18 protein-coding genes, 1 tRNA gene and 2 pseudogenes are annotated in these 17,781 nt (G+C 66.3%); 9 read left to right on the top strand and 12 right to left on the bottom strand.

Going from position 1 to position 17,781, the window contains the following annotated elements; genetic code table 11:
* The first annotated feature begins 116 nt into the window (after positions 1-116).
* The 4 genes from AB5J50_RS39710 (at position 117) to AB5J50_RS39695 (ending at position 2,817) form a co-directional block, all read left to right on the top strand.
* A complete protein-coding gene (locus AB5J50_RS39710; protein WP_369263504.1) occupies positions 117-1,358 on the top strand; it encodes a PQQ-binding-like beta-propeller repeat protein in 1,242 nt (413 codons plus the stop codon).
* Between the two features lie 574 nt (positions 1,359-1,932).
* The gene (locus tag AB5J50_RS39705) at positions 1,933-2,262 is read left to right on the top strand and encodes a hypothetical protein (protein WP_369253818.1); all 330 of its coding nucleotides are present in this window, start codon (positions 1,933-1,935) and stop codon (positions 2,260-2,262) included.
* A gap of 3 nt (positions 2,263-2,265) precedes the next feature.
* Positions 2,266-2,359 (top strand) — tRNA-OTHER (locus AB5J50_RS39700).
* A 146-nt stretch (positions 2,360-2,505) separates the two neighbouring features.
* Positions 2,506-2,817, top strand: coding sequence for a hypothetical protein (locus AB5J50_RS39695; protein ID WP_369263503.1), 312 nt, complete (start codon positions 2,506-2,508; stop codon positions 2,815-2,817).
* Between the two features lie 304 nt (positions 2,818-3,121).
* Here the strand turns inward: AB5J50_RS39695 and AB5J50_RS39690 are convergent.
* Both AB5J50_RS39690 and AB5J50_RS39685 read right to left on the bottom strand, forming a co-directional pair.
* Positions 3,122-3,888, bottom strand: a pseudogene (locus tag AB5J50_RS39690) (transposase).
* 34 nt (positions 3,889-3,922) lie between these two features.
* Positions 3,923-4,336 carry a hypothetical protein gene (locus tag AB5J50_RS39685; protein ID WP_369263502.1) on the bottom strand — a complete coding sequence of 138 codons (414 nt, stop codon included), beginning with the start codon at positions 4,334-4,336 and terminating at the stop codon, positions 3,923-3,925.
* Positions 4,337-4,504: 168 nt separating this feature from the next.
* Between AB5J50_RS39685 and AB5J50_RS39680 the strand changes: the two genes are divergently transcribed.
* Positions 4,505-5,301, top strand: a protein-coding gene (locus AB5J50_RS39680) for an IS5 family transposase (RefSeq protein WP_369265642.1) whose coding sequence is annotated in 2 segments (ribosomal slippage) — positions 4,505-4,837 and positions 4,840-5,301 — 795 coding nt in all. Because the reading frame shifts where the segments join, the coding sequence is not laid out codon by codon here.
* A 208-nt stretch (positions 5,302-5,509) separates the two neighbouring features.
* Here the strand turns inward: AB5J50_RS39680 and AB5J50_RS39675 are convergent.
* Entirely contained in the window at positions 5,510-5,764 is a 255-nt protein-coding gene (locus AB5J50_RS39675; RefSeq protein ID WP_369263501.1) for a hypothetical protein, read from the bottom strand.
* Between the two features lie 691 nt (positions 5,765-6,455).
* On the opposite strand from AB5J50_RS39675, the gene AB5J50_RS39670 reads away from it, so the two are divergent.
* From AB5J50_RS39670 to AB5J50_RS39660, 3 genes are all read left to right on the top strand, one after another.
* A complete protein-coding gene (locus tag AB5J50_RS39670) occupies positions 6,456-7,172 on the top strand; it encodes a hypothetical protein (RefSeq protein WP_369263500.1) in 717 nt (238 codons plus the stop codon).
* A gap of 305 nt (positions 7,173-7,477) precedes the next feature.
* Positions 7,478-7,855 (top strand): hypothetical protein, encoded by a 378-nt coding sequence (locus AB5J50_RS39665; protein ID WP_369263499.1) that lies wholly within the window; start codon positions 7,478-7,480, stop codon positions 7,853-7,855.
* Positions 7,856-8,210: 355 nt separating this feature from the next.
* Positions 8,211-8,720, top strand: coding sequence for a hypothetical protein (locus tag AB5J50_RS39660; RefSeq protein ID WP_369263498.1), 510 nt, complete (start codon positions 8,211-8,213; stop codon positions 8,718-8,720).
* Positions 8,721-9,144: 424 nt separating this feature from the next.
* On the opposite strand, the gene AB5J50_RS39655 is transcribed toward AB5J50_RS39660, so the two are convergent.
* Positions 9,145-9,615 carry a hypothetical protein gene (locus tag AB5J50_RS39655; protein WP_369263497.1) on the bottom strand — a complete coding sequence of 157 codons (471 nt, stop codon included), beginning with the start codon at positions 9,613-9,615 and terminating at the stop codon, positions 9,145-9,147.
* A 216-nt stretch (positions 9,616-9,831) separates the two neighbouring features.
* Between AB5J50_RS39655 and AB5J50_RS39650 the strand changes: the two genes are divergently transcribed.
* On the top strand, positions 9,832-10,116 hold the full coding sequence (locus AB5J50_RS39650; RefSeq protein ID WP_369263496.1) for a hypothetical protein: 285 nt from the start codon (positions 9,832-9,834) through the stop codon (positions 10,114-10,116).
* Positions 10,117-10,401: 285 nt separating this feature from the next.
* On the opposite strand, the gene AB5J50_RS39645 is transcribed toward AB5J50_RS39650, so the two are convergent.
* The 8 genes and pseudogenes from AB5J50_RS39645 to AB5J50_RS39610 all read right to left on the bottom strand — a co-directional run bounded on the left by AB5J50_RS39645 (position 10,402) and on the right by AB5J50_RS39610 (position 17,629).
* Positions 10,402-11,169: a hypothetical protein gene (locus AB5J50_RS39645; RefSeq protein WP_369263495.1), complete on the bottom strand. Its 768-nt coding sequence runs from the start codon at positions 11,167-11,169 to the stop codon at positions 10,402-10,404.
* A gap of 327 nt (positions 11,170-11,496) precedes the next feature.
* Positions 11,497-11,877 (bottom strand): DUF6188 family protein, encoded by a 381-nt coding sequence (locus AB5J50_RS39640; RefSeq protein WP_369263494.1) that lies wholly within the window; start codon positions 11,875-11,877, stop codon positions 11,497-11,499.
* A 382-nt stretch (positions 11,878-12,259) separates the two neighbouring features.
* Positions 12,260-14,245 (bottom strand): YncE family protein, encoded by a 1,986-nt coding sequence (locus AB5J50_RS39635; RefSeq protein ID WP_369263493.1) that lies wholly within the window; start codon positions 14,243-14,245, stop codon positions 12,260-12,262.
* Between the two features lie 151 nt (positions 14,246-14,396).
* A pseudogene (locus tag AB5J50_RS39630) lies at positions 14,397-14,486 on the bottom strand (SAM-dependent methyltransferase); the annotation flags it as partial.
* A gap of 374 nt (positions 14,487-14,860) precedes the next feature.
* Entirely contained in the window at positions 14,861-16,141 is a 1,281-nt protein-coding gene (locus tag AB5J50_RS39625) for a PQQ-binding-like beta-propeller repeat protein (protein ID WP_369263492.1), read from the bottom strand.
* 466 nt (positions 16,142-16,607) lie between these two features.
* On the bottom strand, positions 16,608-16,799 hold the full coding sequence (locus tag AB5J50_RS39620) for a KOW motif-containing protein (protein ID WP_369263491.1): 192 nt from the start codon (positions 16,797-16,799) through the stop codon (positions 16,608-16,610).
* A 264-nt stretch (positions 16,800-17,063) separates the two neighbouring features.
* On the bottom strand, positions 17,064-17,336 hold the full coding sequence (locus AB5J50_RS39615; protein WP_369263490.1) for a hypothetical protein: 273 nt from the start codon (positions 17,334-17,336) through the stop codon (positions 17,064-17,066).
* Between the two features lie 74 nt (positions 17,337-17,410).
* Positions 17,411-17,629 (bottom strand): hypothetical protein, encoded by a 219-nt coding sequence (locus tag AB5J50_RS39610; protein ID WP_369263489.1) that lies wholly within the window; start codon positions 17,627-17,629, stop codon positions 17,411-17,413.
* Between the last annotated feature and the right edge of the window lie 152 nt (positions 17,630-17,781).

Raw genomic sequence — 17,781 nt, 5'->3', positions numbered from 1 at the left:
GGTGACCAGGGGCAGGGACGGCGGGGGATGTCGTGGGACAACGGATGAATCTGCTGGGAGAACCAGGGGTGGGGCTGTCTGGGGGACCGGGCACACCTGTTCCGAGCCATGCGGACGTGCAGCTGGCCCGCGGCCGGGTGTGGGGTGTGTTCATCGCGTTGATCCTCTTCGCGATTGGTCTGTTGGTGACCTGGTATCAGTCGCGGGACGTGTTCAGTGGAGCCCGCGGCCCCTTTCCGGCCGCGTTCGCCGCCGGTGCCCCGGTCGCACCTGACCGCGTCGTACGCCGGACTTCGGATGAGCAAGCCTTGGTGCACGGGCTGTCCCTCCAGTGGACGGATTCCGGCGTGACGGCGGTGAACCTGCGGACCGGCAAGGAGTACTGGCGCTATGAGCGCCGGGACTCGAACGAAGTTGTGTGGGATTTCAAGGTGTCGGAGCGCACCGTGGTCATCGGTCACGATGACGGGAGGCTTGTCGGAATCGACCTGCGTACGGGCAAGCTGCTGTGGCGCGTAGAGATCCGGGATGACGGATATCGGTCCGTGGAGCTCGCTGGTGGCCAGGTCGTCACCGATGCACCCGGCGCCGTGCGTGCCTTTGATGAGCGTGAGGGCCGGAGCCTGTGGACGGTGAAGATGCCTGAGTCGTGTCCCGAGGTACTCGTCTATTCCGTGCACGCCCTGCCGGAGCATCTGAGCGCCGTCCACGTGATGTGCAACGTGACGAGTCTCGACCGGGACGAGTACGACCTTCTGCTCGGTGTCGACAACCGCACGGGCAAGGTCCTCTGGCGGCAGCGCACCGTGGATCCCAAGCTGACGGTCTGGGGTGACGGGCACACGCTCGTCGCTCCGGACCCAGACCACCCACAGACCATCCAGTTGCTCGATATGAACCGTCAAGGGATCTCTCCGCGCGCCGCTCTCCCCCTGGATGGGTGGGACGTGGTCGCTGCGGGCAGCGGCACCGTACTGTCCGGCACCGACCCGAAAGAGGACTCCGAGGACCACGACACTCTCCTGCAGGCCTACGACATCCGAGACGGTCGAACCTCCTGGCAGTTGCGGGCGCCGGCCGGCCAGGAGTACGGGTTCCCCGAGATCGCCGACGGCCGGGTCTATGTCGTACGTCAGCCCTTCCTGGCCGAGGCAGACGCAGGGCGCCGGATACACGCGGACCTGCTCATCCTCGACGCGGACAGCGGCCGCCTCCTTCACACCCTGCGGCTGCCGGCCATGACCGCGCCGGAGGACTATGACTACTTCGAGAAGCTCGACATCCTCGACACCGCCGACGGCGCGGTGAGCATCGGCTGGAGAGACGGCGAGGGGGACCTGCTGATCGCCACGGACTGACCCCGCGCGCGCCACGCCACCGACCAACGGTGCGACCTGCGACTTGACCGTCGAAGGTTGTCAGCGTCGATCGTCGTTGAGCACCCTCGGACGGCACCGAGGTGGCCCAGGGAAAGCTCCGGAGCCGCCGACGCTTTCCGCTGCTTGGCCCGCTCGATGCGAACTATGGGGGCGGCGGTCGCTGGGGTCTGCTGGGCACGTCAGTCGGCCGCTTGGGTCTGGTGGCGGTCGGTCAGGGACGCGGGGGTTGCTGTACTTCGCTGCGGTACAGCACCAGTTTGGAAGTCTGGATCACCACGTTAGGAGTTCGTTCATAGCTCCGGACGCGCTGCCACGTTGCTACGACAGGAGCCCAAAGCGGTCCCTCGGCAACTGGCAAGGTCTGCGTGCGTTCGACTCCGTTGCCGTCATCCGTTGCCGTCAGGCGCCGTGTCATCGAAGCCCGTCGTCGCGACTGCTCGCCAGAGGCACCAGAACCACGGAGGCCCCGACCGCAATGATTCAACCCCGACCGGGGCACTCGTCGCACCCCCGGCCCGTCCCGCGCTCTTCCGCACCGGCTGTCCTGGAGGAAATGATTACCACCATGAGCGGACCACACCGTGACGACCAGCTTCCCCGACTGTATGAGGAGCACATGCGGGCACCGTTCCCTGCAGGCTTCCGCGGTGTGAACATTGAAGGCGTGGAACTGATCCTGCTCGATGCGGATGTCGCCGGCGTCGTTCAAGGGGAGCTCAAGGGCGGGCTCAGTGGTGAGGACGTCGCGATCCTCTGGGCGTGCATCACGGGCCTCGACAAGATCCTGCCCCTGATCGGCGACGAGTACTGCAGGTCCTACTATGCGAGGCTGCGGATGATGGCCGGACTCACAGCAGCGAGATACATGCCCAGCGCGATCTGACGAGCGGTTTCCGGCTTGCTCATCGCGACCGGCAAGCGGTCTTGAAAACCGTCGTGGCAGCGATGTCACCGTGGGTTCAAATCCCACACCCACCGCGCAGGTCAGAAGGGGTGCCACTCCCCGGAGCGGCACCCCTTCTGCATGACCCTGTCTCACCCCGACTCGCGGGTTTCCCAGCCTTGACCAGTGCGTGCGGCCAACCTGCGGCCAGGATTCGCAGCCCCTCCGTTATCCGCCCACGTGGTGGACACGGCAGCCGGAACTCCGGGGCAGGCTTGCGGCGAGCGACTATGTGCGCTGCGCCTTGAGCCGCTTCGCGACGGCATCGAGCCGTGTGGCACAACGCTGCTTGCCATCGCCCTTGGGGAAGCCAGCGGCGAGCTCGGCGAGTACCGGGTAGACGTCCTGGTGGGCGTGCTGTGCGTCCACCAGGTCCGTGGCCGTGTTGGCGGCGGCGAACTCAACTTCCAGGACGTCGTCGGTGCAGCGGGCGCGGAGTTGCTTGACCAGTGTTCGACGTCGGCGCGCGAGCGGCGGTGGTTGTCGACGTTGTAGAGGTAGGCCACGGCGCCAGCCTCTGGCGGGATCGATTTCGTGGCGGGATGGTCGCTCTTACCGGATGAGCATTCGGTAAGAGCGACCAGAAGTGCGGCCACGCAGACAGTCAGAGCAAGGGTGTTGGTACGCACACGTCCCCCCGGGGCGAATGATCGAGGGCCGCATTATGACGCGCCGGTGAGGCCGGGTCCCCAGTTCGCGACTAGGCGCTGTCCGGGCGATCACGCGTCCCGCTAAGACTTGTCCCGCAAATGATCTTCGGGTTGGGGTCACGTAGCTGGTCGAGGTGCGGCCTGCTCGCCTATCCGGCGAGGTTGAGGTTGTGCAGGCGGGCGATGCCGAGCATGGCGTGGTGGACGCCGTCGCCTTTCAGGCGGCAGTCGCGGAGGATCTTCCAGGTCTTCATGCGGGCGAAGGCGTGCTCGACGCGTGCACGAACCTGTTTGTGTGAGCGGTTGTGTTGCTGCTTCCAGTCGGAAGTTCCTCGCCTGCCCGGCGGCGGTGCGGCATCACGAGTCCGGTGCCCGGGTAGCCGCCGTCGGCGATCGTCATCGCCCTGCCGACTGCGGCCTTGGCCCCGGATTCCTCCCATGCTTTGCAGTCGTTGCGGTTGCCTGGAAGGGGTCGGCCGACCACAACTATCAGGCGGGTGTCGGCGTCGATGACGACCTGGTGGTTGGTGGAGTAGCGGTAGTTCTTGGACTGCTCGGCGATGGTGTGGTCGCGGGTCGGCACCAGGGTGCCGTCCACGATGAGCACGGTGCCCTTTGCGAAGCGCTGCCTGGGTTGCAGGGCAAGGCGCGGGCCGAGCTGGTCGATGATGCGATCTGCGGCCGACTTCGAGATGCCGAGGAGCGGGGCGATCTGGCGCATCGTCAAGTTCGTGCGCCAGTAGGCCGCGACCAGCAGTATTCGGTCCTCCAGCGGCAGTCCCCACGGCCGGCCCCGCCGTACCGCGTCCGCACCTTCGCGACGCAGTGCGGTCACCAACTTCCCGAAACTGCGCGGGTTCAGCCCGGTGAACGGGGCTATCCAGGACGACTCCGACGCCGTGATTACACCAGCCACACCAAGATCATCGCACCGTCACCGGCGAGATGACTCAGATGCGGGAGCTCAGATGCAGGGCAAGCAGGCGGCGTAGACGAGCAGAGGCCCCGCGATGAGTACCGAGCCTCCTCACCTCGTCCGCCTCAAGCTCCGTCCGGGCTGCGAGAGCAAGCACGGCGGCGTAGGGCCGTTCACCCTCATCAAGCTTCGCTGCCACGGCATCGAGGACAGCTCGAAGAACGATGTGGTCCGCGCCAGGATGTTCTGCCAGCAGGCGCAGCAGCTTGTTGTCATTCCAGACGCTGTCGCGGGCCTTGCTCAGTTCCAGGAGAGTTACGTGTGGGGTGTGGGGATTGGTGGCCAGGGCCTGCCAGACGAAGGGGTACGGACATTGCGCGAGACGTTGCAGGACAGGGCCGTCTGTCTCGGCATGCGCCAGTGCGAGGTAGTCGGCAGGCGTGGGCACGAGGATGGCCTCTCATGAGCGTCGAAGCCGTCATCTTGCCACCACGCCTTGACTACCCGCGGACACACGGGACCCGCACGCCCCATCTCAACCGCCTCGACCATCACTTGCGGGACAAGTCTTAGAGATCATCTCATTTGGATTGGTCGGTAGTCTGTCTGTGTGTTGATGGTGGAGCGGTTGGTGCCGGACGGGTTGTGGGAGTTGTTCCAGCGGGTGGTTCCGGAGGCGCCGTCTCGTCCTCAAGGGGGCGGTCGGCGCCGGTACGGGGATCGTGAGGTGCTCGCGGCGATCATCTTCGTAGCGACGACGGGGTGCACATGGTCGCAGGTCCCGCCGGTGTTCGGGCCGTCCGGGGCGACGGCCCACCGCCGTTTCATGGAGTGGAGCCAGCTGCGGGTGTGGGCGAAACTGCACCGCCTGGTCCTGGACGAGCTCGGGGCCCGCGGCGAGCTGGACTGGTCGCGGTGCGCGATCGACTCAGTGAACATGCGGGCCCTGAAAAAGGGGACCTCACAGGTCCGAATCCTGTAGATCGGGGCAAGTACGGCTCGAAGATCCACTTGATCACCGAGCGGACCGGCCTGCCCCTTTCCATCGGCATATCCGGCGCAAACCTCCACGACAGCCAGGCACTTGAGCCGCTCGTCCGCGGCATCCCTCCGATCCGCTCCCGCCGCGGCCCACGCCGACGCCGACCCGCCAAGCTCCACGCGGACAAGGCCTACGACAACCGTCACCTGCGGCTATGGCTCCGATCACGGAACATCACACCCCGCATCGCCCGCAAAGGCATCGAGTCCTCCCAACGACTCGGACGACACCGCTGGACCATCGAACGCACCATGGCCTGGCTCGCCGGCTGCCGCCGACTCCACCGCCGCTACGAACGCAAAGCCATCCACTTCCTCGCCTTCGCCAGCATCGCCAGTACCCTGATCTGCTACCGCCGACTTACCAAATGAGATGATCTCCTAGGGTGACTCGGTCGAGGGCTGCGTTCTACGCCTTCGTCGAGGCCCGGCACGGGCGTGTCCCCGCGCCCCGCTCGCGGGCCACAGCCGGCCAAGAGCCGGCGCCCATTTCCTCGGCAACCTGCCGGGCACCGGCAGGCGGAACCGATCGTCACGCGGCGCCCAGGCCGTTTTCGGACGAGGTGAGCTCCGTGGGCGGTCACCGCACGGCAGTGGCCCGTGGATTGACCTCACAGCGAGCGATCTCGTCCACGGGTCCCGCGCTGGCAACGGCCACCCGGACCTTCGCCTTGCTCTTCGCAGGCACCGACACCTCGTCGTAGGTCTCGGTCATGGTGAAGCCGTTTGCGTTCTTGTAGCTGATTCTCACGGCGAAGAGACCCTGGCGCCCGTTCGGATTCTGGACCGCGACGGTCGCGTACGGGTCGTCCGTGTCTGCGCAGTGCGTGAGCACGGCGGTGCCGTCCTTCAGAGGCCGGGCAGCAGCGACGGAGGGGGACGCCGTGGGGGTGGAAGGGGCGGTCGGCCGCGAACTCTGCTTGCCGCCGGTTTCACCGGTACTCGACGCGGAGTCGGCACTGGGGGCGCCGACCGCGCTGCCAGACCTTGCCGTTGACGCAGGCTGCGGAGTGGACTTCGCTTTGTCCGACTTCGTAGCGCCGCATCCGGACAAAACGACTATGACTGCCGCCAAAACCACTCCGGCGGTCATGTGCACCCGCTTGATCACGTCACTCTTTCCAAGAACGGAGCCGCAGGATCGATTCCAGGACGGCTGCGCTGGTCAGCGCGTGCAGAGGCTACCAGCGGGCGGAGATCGGGAACCGGCCGCCGTGAGGCGATAACGTGATCACCATGTCTCGGCCCACGGCTCGCCCACAGGCAGACCATGCTGCTGGTCTCGTACGGCACCGCCCAGCCGGCCGACGATTCCTGGAAAAGACAGCCTCAAGCGTCAATCGTTCGGTGGGTCAGGCCGCCGAGCAGTGCCGTGATCAATCCTCACAGTCGTTCGTACAGTGGCGCGCTCCACCTGGACGCCAGGAACCACGCCCGCTCCACGGTGTGTGGGCCGACGGCAGACGGGATGGGAGCTGGGGTGAGTGGTGGGTGAAGGAGGGAGGCCCGCGGGCCACACTTGGGCCGTGACAATCAACGATGGCAACGGGGGAATCGATCCTTGGGCGCTCCTCCTGGAGACGGACTGGAGCAGCGTCGAACACTGCTGCCCCAACACAGCCCCGGCGACCCCCGTCATTCTGGCCGAGCTACTGGATGACGACGAAGATGTTCAGCGAACCGCCGTACGCAACCTCGGTCAGGTCGTGACTCACCAGAACAGCATCTACGGCGCCGCCGCCCCGGCCGCTTGCTTCGTTATCGCCATCCTTGGCCACTCACGAACGATGACCTTGGGGGTCTACTTCCACGAGGAGCGCCTCCGGCCTCTGCGCGCGGCACTCCTGCAATGGCTAGGTGACCTCGCCTACGACGCGACCTATGACGAGGACGGCCCGGGAGAACCTGACGACGTCACCGCGGTGCGTGCCATTCTCCCGCTGATCTACGAGGCGGCGCGGCCGTACCTTATCGATGCGAACCTTCTGATCCGGGAAGCTGCGGTGCACGCAGCCGCGATGACGCTCGCCGCGCCTGAACTGGCCATACATATCCCGAAGCTCGTGCCGCTGGTACGCAGCACGCTCAGTGCCAGCGAGTACCGGGTTTACCGATACCTCGCTAAGCGGTGCCTCGTGACCTGGGGTGTGGAGCCCGGCCCCCTACCCGACCCACGGATCTCAGGTCCCGAACCGATGGATCGCCCCTGGGCGGGCGGCTACTCCGACGACCCGCCATTCTGAAAGCGGTGATCGGCGGGATAGCCGCACTTGTCAAGACCGCGCACGGCGGTTGACACCAGCGACTGACACCAACAAGCGCGAACAGCAGTGGTCGTCGTCGGACCTCGATGGACGATCTGCCGAGGGCTAGGACCGGTTGACCGACGTCGACGGTCCCCAGTGATTGACCTGATAAGGATGAGGCCAGACCTCAAAAGTTGGGTATCGCGCGCGGAGCGCCACCTTCAACCGAGGGCTGGCATCTGGCCAGCGGGCGGACGCGGTATCAGGCAGGCGGAGGTCTTTGACAGCATGAGCTTGTGAACATGGCGAACGACTCGGACGACCCGCTCCAGCTACTGATGGGCTTGGAGGTCAGCGCCGTCTCTTTCGTGCGCGACTACGTCGAGCTCCACTTCGACGGGCCCGTACTGCGAGCTTTGGGTGACCCCTTGGGAGTGTACGGGGGCCGCGAGTGGCGCTTTCCCGCCCCGGGGTCGATGGAACTCATGCGCTGCTACATCGGTGAGACCGTCGACGGCTACGAGCTGGATCCGGACCGGATCCTCGCCCTGGATTTCGGAGAGCACCGCTTCGTCATCCCGCTGGACTCCGATTCAAGCGGGGGTCCCGAGGCGGCCCACATGGTCGGCGTCGACGAGAACGGCCGCACTTCCATCCTCGGCGGGATGTGGATCTGGTAGCAAGGGTGGCGCGGACTCGGTAGTCAGTCCACCTCCGCTGTACAGCAGCGAAGTACAGCAACCGAGGCGACCGCAGGTGACCGTCCAGAGCTCCCAAGGTCCTCCTGGCCAGCCCGGGAGACCTCACCGACCTCCGCGCCCATAGTTCGCATCGAGGGGGCCAGCCAACCGAGTACAGCAACACGCACCGGCAACTCAGGGCATTGTGCTAGCCGTTGTTCGTGAGGGACCTGGCTCTTGCGGACGTTGCATAGTACGGGGAGCCGCGGAAATTCTCGCGACCTACGGCGGACAGTGCCGGCTTCCATAGATGGACGCCGTGCCGACGCTCCCACCAGATCGCAGTCCGCCAGGTGTGAACGAGACTGAGGACCAGTATCAGCTGAACGCCCAGGCCAAAAAGCGGCCGATGGGCGACATACGCGCCCCCCAGCGTGAGCAGGAGAACGAAGGCCGCCACACGAACGCAGCCTCGCCGCAGCTGGCGAGTCCGCTCCTCGTTCTGCCCCAGCACCAACACATCTTCGACCGCCACAGCGGAGCTGAACGCACGCAGCTGACGCGGCCGGGACACCAGAAGATTGACCGCCCAGAGCAGCGTCACGACGACAACGCCGCCGATCTGAACGCGCCCGGCGGTGCCGGACAGCCTCAGATCATCCATGGTGGAGAAGATCAGTACGTCCGCGGCAATCCCCACCAGGATCCCTGCCAAGCCCTCTCCAAGCTCGGCAGCAACAATCCGCACAAGCGGCGGCGCACCAGCCATGGCAGTTTCACCCTCCCCCGTCGCGGACCGTCCTATATCGAACACCGCCCGCCGACGCCTGTCCAGGGCTCGCCCGACCTCCTTGGCTGCACCTGACCAGCCCAAGAGACCTCAGCGACCGCCCAGCCGGTAGTTCGCATCGAGGGGCCCAAGGCACGATTGCCGTGCCACTCTCGTGCCAGAACGGACGGGGACTCGCGGGGAACCGGGGTTCGCAGGGGTGAGTTCGGCCGGAGTCTGCCCAAGGTAGGGAATCCGCAGGTCACGCGCAGGATCGCCCAACCTCGCCCCTAAAGCGGTGGTCGGCCGGCGAGGCCGGTGGCGGTACAGCAGCGAAGTACAGCAACCACACCAACCAGCCCCGTCCGGCGGCGACCTCGTAAGGCCGTAGCGCGACCGGTCTGACCCTCACCGACCGATCCACATAGAGCTACGGATCAGAAGGTTCCGCCACCATGAGACGGCTCGGGCTCTCGTCCCGGGCCGTCCGCGGGCAACGAGGGATTCGGCGCCGCGGAGTTCAGCGCAGAGCCCGACGCTCGTCTACACGGCGTGTCGGCACACCCAGAAACACGTCGGGTGCCGCAGAGCCATAAACGATGTTGAACGTTTCCAGTCGATAGGACCAGGCACCGTCACAACGGCCGACGAACCGGTGGTTGATCTGCCATTGCAGCCACTGGCCGGGAGCCAGACGAACGGCAGGCGGGCGCCGATCGCGTCGTGGCATGGCGAACATGCTCACCTCTGGCGGGTCCACGCGCAGCAGCCCGTCAACCTCGCGAAGGATCGTCCCGGGTGCCGACAGATCCCGTACTTGCACGTGAGGTTCGAAGGAGTCGGACTCCTGCATGGCGACCTCGTGAAGGGCGGCATTCAAGCGCGGGGGCAGCGAGAAGGCCGTTGGTGCGGCGTTTCTGCGAGCAGCTCCAGGGCCGCCGCGCGACTTCTTCGTCCACGACGTGCGTATCCGCTGAACGACAACATCCATGGGACCAATCATCAGGCGGGACGCCGCACCGCGGCCACAGAGTTACGCGCCGTGCCAGAACCGTGCCAGATCGAGCGGGGAACCACGGGGAACAGCAGCGAGCGGCAGGCAACTTGAAGCGATCGCCCGTGGCCCGGAAGCCGCAGCTCACGGCGCACCCTCCCCACCTCGCTCCTAAAGCGGTGTTCCACACCTGGCCGGTGAGATCATCCGTGGATGGCCGACGCACAGCTACCCCCAGGGTGGACGCTTCAGCAAATCCGGGACGTGTCTGGGGACCAAAGGGCTGTCCCCCTGGATCCAAACCGGGCGGTGAAGTGGGTCGCCTTCGCCGGAGCCGACGAGATGCTGCAGCCAGAGATCGTTCTCGGGTTCGGCAGCTTGTGTCTCGTCAAACCCGTCCATGACGACGACTGGTACATGGGCAGCTTGTACGACGACGGCAGCATCGACTGCTGGTCTGCCTACGACGACCTATACGAGGCACTTCGCGGCCTGTAGAAGCATGCGGGTTGGGCTGCGCTACAGAGACTCAGTTCAGACGATCCCATTCCGTCTGTCCTCGCCACCAGTCGCCAGGGCTCATGACTACCCCGGGCCGTCTCCGGGCCGTCCGAGGGTGCTCAACGACGACCAACGCTGACAACCGTCGACGGCTAAGTCGCAGGTCGCAGCGTTGGGCGGTTGCAGGGGTACAGGTCAGAGATCCGGCCCTTCACTTCTTCGGCTACTGATCGGATCACTGCGACCGACGCTTCGCGGCGAAGTGGTCGCGTCGGTTGGTTGTCAGTAGCTGTGGCCGGGCCAGTGCGGATCCGTCCAGCGGTCCAGCTCGGTGAGACCGAGCAGCCGTATCCGGTGCTGCAGATCCGTCGAAGCGCCCGACTCGCGGAGCCGTGCCGCAGCGTGTCCGAGGAGCCATGCGACCAGTTCGGCGCGCATCTCCTCTTCGTCATGCTCGTACCAGCTCAACCGCCACGGCAGGCTGTCCCCCAGGAGCCTGTACTCCCATTTCGCCGCCGTCTCGGCGAGACGGCGGTCGCTGAGGGGACCGGTCTGCTCCTCCCAGTCGGCGAGCCAGGGCCCGAGCGTTCCGGACGCTTCGGCGCACATCGCGAAGACCTGGTGCGCCGGGACGATCGCATCCGGGTCGGTGAGGCTCTGCACCCACCAGGCGTGCAAGAACTCGCGTACCGGACCGGCCTGATCGTCGGGCCACTGCTGCCAGCGGCCGAGGGCGAGGCAGTACCCGGCCTCTTCCAGGCCGAACAGGGGCTCCGCGCGACCGGCGACCAGTGCTGTGGCGAACTGCGGCAGTATGCGGCGCAGCACGGCCGCGTGATCGGTCCAGGACCAGGACTGCCAGGTCCGGCGCAGGAGGTCCGGCTCCAGCTCCACGTTCGGCGTCTTCAGCAGGGAGAGTTCTTCCGAACTGCCCCAGTGACATTCGCAGTTGTGCTCGTCCGGATGCGTGGTCGCATCACGGAAAGTGATGGCGAGGTTGTCCAGCGCGGCACTGAGACGGCGGCGTGCGGGGTGGTCGGCGAGATGCATGATGTGCCTGGCCTTCGAGAACTCCGTACGGCTTCCGCCGGCCGAAGATCGGCACCTTACCGGGTGAGGACAGCGCGAGCAATGACGCGGATGTCCGGACCTCTCACCTGAATCCAGCCCAAGGCGGCAAGCCCGCCTGCGCTTGCCTCGGGGCGAAGAGGCCGTGCCAGACGTGTGCCAGATCGTACGGGGAACCACGGGGAACACCGGTGAACCAACTGGCCTCACAGCAGACGCCGACGGCACTCAGCAACAGGTCAGCCTCGGAGTAACCCCCAGATCACCTCAGCTTCCCAAGCTGAGAGTGCGAAGGGCTTACTGCTGCTGTCAAGACTCCCAAGCCCTTTCACCGCCGGGACCTACAGTGACAGCGTCGATGCCGCTCCCAAGCAAGTGCCAGGACTCGAACTGTGGGTCCGGGGCGATGCGCAGGCCGGCACCGTTTTGGAAGTCGATGGTCAAGGTGCCGAGACCTTGGACGCCGACGGTCGCGAGCGTTTGACCGAAGAGTCCGAGCACGGGAGCAAGGCAGACGCCCTTCCCCGGCTCCAGTTCGTGCTCCTGGCCAGTCGAGTCACGGAACAGAAATGGTGTCTCCAGGATCAACTCGGCTTCGACACCACGCCCTCCCTCGCCCGTGGAGCTCAACAGCAGGTGAACCTGGTAGTCGAAGGCGATGCGGATCACTCGGGTGCCCACCAGGGCCACGGGCACCCTCATTCCTGTTCCCATGAGGCCCAACTTGCCACAGTCGGTGGGAACGTGGTGCCGCCAGGCTGGGCCGTCTCTGGGCCGTCCGAGGTTGCTCAACAGTGGCCAATGACGACCAACGACGACGACCAAGCGCACGAGCCCATTGCCCCTGAGCTGGGAAGCAGCAGGTCGCCAAGATTCCCGGCAAGACCCAGGGCAAGAAGAAGTAACTCGCATCATCAATGACCCCCTGCCTGCGGTTTTCCCGCAGGCAGGGGGTCATTTGCTGCGGTCAGCTGTCGCGTTGCGCTGCCCTCGGACATCCGATCCAGCCCGACCGCCACTTCCCAAGGCCCGGCGCGTCATCGGATGCGCCGGGCCTTGGGGGCGGGCGGCCTCAGCTGGTGAAGGTGAAGTACTTCCAGGAGCCGTTCGTGGTCGAGTTCACGGTGTCGCCCGAGGAGTCGTTGATGTAGGACGACCGCACGCGCATCGAGTAGCCGGTCTGGTGCGTGCCGCCCAGTTCCACCACCGACTTGCCCGTGGAGTCGAGCTTGAAGTACTGGGACCCCGCCGACCGCCAGGCGCCGTCGGAGTAGATCTGGAACTGCAGCCTCTGCGAGCGGCCGGGGTAGGCCGTCATCGTGGTCGTGAGGAGCGGATTGGTCGTCTTCCGGAAGTAGTACTTGGTGTACCCATTGACCGTGGCCGTCTTGTAGTAGCGGCTCAGGCTCAGCGACACCTTGGCCTTCGCGCCCACCCAGCTCGTGGCCGTCTTCGGGGCGGTCCGCGCGTCGCCGGAGAAGGACGCGCTCACCGTGGTGTCGCGCTTCAGGGTCAAGGAGACCGACAGGTCGCCCCCGCTGTTGACCGTGCCGGTCTTGACCAGGTACTTGCCCTTGCCGTCGCCCGCGGTGTCCGCGTAAAGCGAGAGCGTCCGGTTCTTGTACGTCGTGCCGAGGTGGGCGGTGAACGTCACGTTACTGGCGTAGGCGTAGACGTTGCCGTTCTTGTTCACGGTCAGGGTCGGCGAGGTCCGGGAGACCTCGACCGTGTCGGAGGCGGAGGCAGCCGTGCGATCGGCGCCGCCGGCATAGGAGACCTTGTACGTGACCTTGCCGCCCGCGGGCGGGGTGTCGGTGAAGGAGAAGGTCCCGTCCGCCTTCACCGTCGCGGCCGGGAGCGCTTTGCCGTTCGGGGACTCCAGGTCCGTTCGGGTGACTGCGACGGTGGCTCCCGCGGGCAGCCCGAGCGTGTTCGTGACCTTGCCGGAGACGGTCAGCGACTTGGCCCGGCCGGCCGTCGCAGGGGCGTTCACCGTGATGCCGGTGACGGCCTTGCCGGGGTCGGTGACGACGCGCAGGCGGTAATAGCTTTGGAGGTTGCGTGTGACCGCGAAGAGCCGGCTGCTGTCGGGCGCGAAAGCGATGTCGCCGTGGTCGAGCAGGGTCTCCTGGGCGACTCCACCCTGTTCGTCGGTGAAATTGGCGGTCCGCCTCGGGGCCGTGCCACCCGGCTTGTAGATGGACACCTGGGGGGAGAAGTTGGCGTAGGTGTCGGTGCCCACCGCGACGAGGCCGTCCGGCGCGACATCCACCGACCGTTGTGCCCAGTAGCCGCTCGGATACCTGATGGTCTCCGACAGGTCCGATGTCCGGAAGACCTGCTGGAAGTCGCCTGCCGTGGTGGCCACCACGAGCTCTGTGCCGTCCGGGGTGAGCGCCAGGTCCTCCGCGGTGTTGCCGATGGCGGCGTCCTGCCCGCCGAGGAACGCGGTCCGGCCGGCCGTGCCGGACGACACGTCGTAGATGCCGAGGGTGAAGTAGTACTGGCGCGAGCCGGCCGCCAGGGTGTTGGGAGCGCCGGGTACCGAGTCCAGCAGGGGAGCGTCCTTCCACGTCCCTTCGGCCTCCTGGGCGAGCGAAACCCGCGTCTGTCCGCCGGACAGGTCGAGAGAGCCGATGTTGCCGTGACCGACGCCGCCATAGCCGAACCAGAGTTTGCCGCCCGCGAGCGCCAGGTGCTGCGGATCCGTGCCGTCACCCGTCGCGTACCGCCCGGCCTCGGTGACCGTCGCCGTGTCGATGGCCACGATCTCATCAGTTCCCGGCACGGCGACGTAGAGCGTTGCCGAGTCGGCGGAAAGCTCCAGGCCGTCAGCCTGCGGCAGCGAGGTGACCGTCCCGATGACGGTGCCGTTGTAGTCGGTGGCGACGACCTTGCCTCCCGACGGGTCACTGATGAAGACCCGCTTGTGAACGCCGTCCACGATGATGTCGCCGCTGGACCTGATGGGCAGCGCGGCGCTGCTGTCGGCGACAGCAGGACCCGCGACCGACCCGATCAGGGCGACAGAACCGAGAGTGACCGCGAGCGCTGTCACGGCCGAAATGCTGCGCACACGCACAGTGATGCAACCCCCACTAGGAAGACAAGACTGCTCACAAGACCCCCAGAGCCCCTTCAGGGTTGCACGGCACACCTGCGCAAGTTTCCGCAGGTCCCGCTGGTTGCCGCCGAGAAGCCGGACACCTTCGCAGGCGCGCACTCGGATCGCTGCGATCGGAGTCGAGCGGGTCGTAGATCGCGGCCAGCCGTGGGTGTCCGAAACACTCGTCAGACATGCGGCCGACGATGCCCAGGGACGGCGCTCAACGGCTGCTGAATCACAGCAGTGCCCAGCAGTGCGGCAGGAGAGTGCCCCAGGCCCCGACCGCAGTACAGCAGGGCTGTACAGCAACCACCACGACCGCAGCCGACCGTCAATGTTTCCAATCACCTACGTAATCTGTCGAGCAGACCTCAACGACCGTCCCGCCCATAGTTCGCATCGAGGGGGTCAAGGCCCGGTCCCCGGGTCGTGCCACCCTCGTGCCAGAGCGGACGGGACTCACGGCGAACCGGGGTTCGCGGCGAGTTCGGCCGAACTCGGCCCGAGGTAGGGAATCCACAGGTCACGCGCATGGTTGCCCCGCCTCGCTCCTGAGGCGGGGGTCAGTCAGACCATGGCGATCAGCAAGTCTCCCCCGTGGTCTCGCCAGCCGATGCTCACCGCGCCGTCGGCGATGTCGCCGATGACGAGCTTCTCGTAGTCGGCGGTCTCGTCGTCCGCAGTCATGGCTGGCAGCCGCAGGGTGTGGAGCAGGCGCCCGGTGTCCGCGTCGAGGACGAGCAGGTCGGCGTGGAACCGGCGACCGGCGTCCGCCTCGGTGAGGTACGGCTGGCGTGAGACGTACACCCGGCCGTCGGCGATCTTGGGGAGCCCGTACTCCTGGCCGCTCGGCGCCCGCAACTGCCAAGAGGGTTGTCCGTCCACGGTGTCGAAGGCGCGCAGGAGAGTGTCGTGTTCGCCAGAACGGTTCTTCGGGTCGGTGCCGGACAGTACGGTGCCGCTGCCCACAGCGACCACGTCCCACTTGTTCAGGGGGAGAGCGGCGCGTGGAGAGATCCTTTGACGGTTCATGTCGAGCAACTGGATGGTCTGCCGGTGGTCCGGGTCCGGAGCGACCAACGTGTGCCCGTCATCCCAGGCTGTCAGATCCGGGTCCACGGTGCGCTGCTGCCACAGGATCTTGCCCGTGCGGTTGTCGACACCGAGCAGCAGGCCGTTCTCGTCCGGGCCGTAGCGTCCCGAGGCGTTGCACAACACGTGGACGGCGCTCAGATGGTCCGGCAGGGTGTGCACGGAACTGAGGAATACCTCGGGACACGACTCAGGCGTCTTCGCCGTCCACAGATTCCGGCCGTCGCGCTCGTCGAAGGCGCGCACGGCACCGGGATCCTCGGTGACGGCCTGGCCTCCGACGATCTTCACGGTCCGACCGCGGTCGCCGGCCCGAATCTCCGCGTGCCACAGCAGCTTGCCGGTGCGCAGATCGATGGCGACGAGCTTCCCGTCGGTGAAGCGGGCCACCACCGTGCGTTCCGACACCCCGAACTGCCACACAACAGGGTGGTCCACGTCCCGGCGCTCGTAACGCCAGTACTCCTTGCCGGTCCGCAGGTTCAGGGCCGCCATGCCGTTGCCGTTGTCCGTCCACCGCAGGGACAACCCGTGCACCAGGACTTGCTCACCCCCTGGGCGGCGTATGAGGTGTTCAGGCGCGCCCGGGGCCTCGGCGGCGAACGCGGCGGGAAAGGGGCCGTGGGCCCCGGTGAACACGTCCCGTGAGATGTACCAGTCCACCAGCCCAAAGATCACTCTGGACAGGAGGACCACCACGAGCAACACGATATATATCCAGTCGCGGTCCATCAGCCCGCCCGCACGGCCCGCCACGGGCCTGCCCGGTCCCCCCGACACTCCCACCCCGGGTTCTCCCAGCAAATTCATCCGCTGCACCACGACTGTGCCCCCAAGGCCCTGCCCTGTCACCGTGACGGGGCAGCTCAGGGATCTTCACCCCCACACAGGAGCCAAGCAAGTCGGGCCACCGTTGAAACCCGGTCGCCCGCACAGACGCGTGATCGACACATGAGACTGAATCATGCCCTCCTGACGTCCGGCCAGATTCGCTCATATTCGACCACGTGGGGCGGCCGCGCGTTCGAGACCCTAGCCACGGGCACTGACAACGCGCCCCATGAGCGTGACCTCTGACGCGGTGCGGCCCGCACCACAACCGCACCAGAGCCAGCGGGGAATCACGGTGAAAGCAGGCGAGCCCGACCAGGCCGCAGCCCGCCGTTCGCCCAGGTCGGCACCCAAACCGCCCACAAATGCCCGCAGCTTCCCAAGCTGAGGTTCAGGCACCGGGCGTCCTCTCTACCGTGTCGAGAGGAACGTCAATGCGAGTGTCGTCTCCGAAGATCTGCACAACCAGCTCCACTCGGTTCCGCTCCCGGTCGATGGCACGAACCGGACCCATGCTCTGGGCGAACGGGCCATCAGTCACCAGTACGGTGTCCCCTGGCTGTAGCTCCGGGGTGGTCGACATGCTTACTCCCAAGTGACGTCAGGTGGCCTTGCCTTGATAGGGGCCGTCCAGGACATCATGGTGCCGGGGGTACCCGTAGGGCCGTCTCAGTTCCCGTCTCATTCAGCCCTGTTCGGGGCCGTTCAGGCGAGACCCGGAGCCGTCACCGCCCAGACGGTCAACCGCCCATGAACCCAGGTGAACGTCCCCGCACACAGCCCAAGGCCCCACCAGCACAGTTGGAAAGCGTGTTGGCCCAAGGCGCGCTCTCGCCTGGGAAGGCCGTCAGCCGCTTGTCTCCGGACCCCAGCGTTCCGGCCCCACTCCGCGCCAGTCGATCCACGGCGCGCCTGCGACCTCGGCAGGGTCGATCTCCAACCCGGCTCGACGGAGGAACTCTGCGACGTCGGCCACATTGTGGGCCAGGCCGAGGATCTCGCCGTCCACGCGCACGCGCCGGCCACCTGTGGGCGACGGCGGATGCACGATCACGCGAATCGGTCCGGACACGTCTTCAGGATCATCCGGGATGCGCGGCCCCGCATTCCAGCGCGTCATTCGAGGACACTCAGTGCCCGGACTGGCAGAGCGCGTCGCGTTGAAGCCGTAGGTAGATCCGGTGGTGAGGTCACTCAGCTCACGTCCCGGTCCGACCGTCCAAGGTCACGCAGTTCCCACCACTCCGCGGCGCTCGGCCGCCGTTGCCGCCAGTAGGGGTGGAAGAACAGCTGAGCCGACAGCCGGTACAGATGCCGGCGCAACTCGGTACGGCCGGGCTGCTCTGCAAGCTGCTGGTAGGTGGCGCTCCACTCCTGCTGCGCCCGAGCAAGGTCGGCGGGAAACGGTCGCATGCTCAAATTCAAGCATGTGTTCGATTCATGAGTCCATCGAGGAGCAGGAGCTCGCCTGTGATGTTCAGCGAGAAGAGTGACGTCAGCCGGTACGAAGAGGTCACCGTGTCGGCCGCACGGCTACCTTCAATGACCCACCTCTATAGAGCTAC

The sequence above is a fragment of the Streptomyces sp. R35 genome (assembly GCF_041053035.1).
GTDB classification, from domain to species: domain Bacteria; phylum Actinomycetota; class Actinomycetes; order Streptomycetales; family Streptomycetaceae; genus Streptomyces; species Streptomyces lutosisoli.
The sequence above is the reverse complement of the archived record's forward strand: the minus strand, read 5'-3'. Positions and strand labels throughout refer to the sequence as shown.

What these genes read in the sequence shown, in the direction of transcription:
- AB5J50_RS39620 (WP_369263491.1), bottom strand. Translation starts at nt 16,799, where the DNA reads ATGTCGACCACCCCGGAGCTACAGCCAGGGGACACCGTACTGGTGACT.
- AB5J50_RS39650 (WP_369263496.1), top strand. Translation starts at nt 9,832, where the DNA reads ATGGCCGACGCACAGCTACCCCCAGGGTGGACGCTTCAGCAAATCCGG.
- AB5J50_RS39615 (WP_369263490.1), bottom strand. Translation starts at nt 17,336, where the DNA reads ATGACGCGCTGGAATGCGGGGCCGCGCATCCCGGATGATCCTGAAGAC.
- AB5J50_RS39665 (WP_369263499.1), top strand. Translation starts at nt 7,478, where the DNA reads ATGGCGAACGACTCGGACGACCCGCTCCAGCTACTGATGGGCTTGGAG.
- AB5J50_RS39705 (WP_369253818.1), top strand. Translation starts at nt 1,933, where the DNA reads ATGATTACCACCATGAGCGGACCACACCGTGACGACCAGCTTCCCCGA.
- AB5J50_RS39655 (WP_369263497.1), bottom strand. Translation starts at nt 9,615, where the DNA reads ATGGATGTTGTCGTTCAGCGGATACGCACGTCGTGGACGAAGAAGTCG.
- AB5J50_RS39610 (WP_369263489.1), bottom strand. Translation starts at nt 17,629, where the DNA reads ATGCGACCGTTTCCCGCCGACCTTGCTCGGGCGCAGCAGGAGTGGAGC.
- AB5J50_RS39645 (WP_369263495.1), bottom strand. Translation starts at nt 11,169, where the DNA reads ATGCATCTCGCCGACCACCCCGCACGCCGCCGTCTCAGTGCCGCGCTG.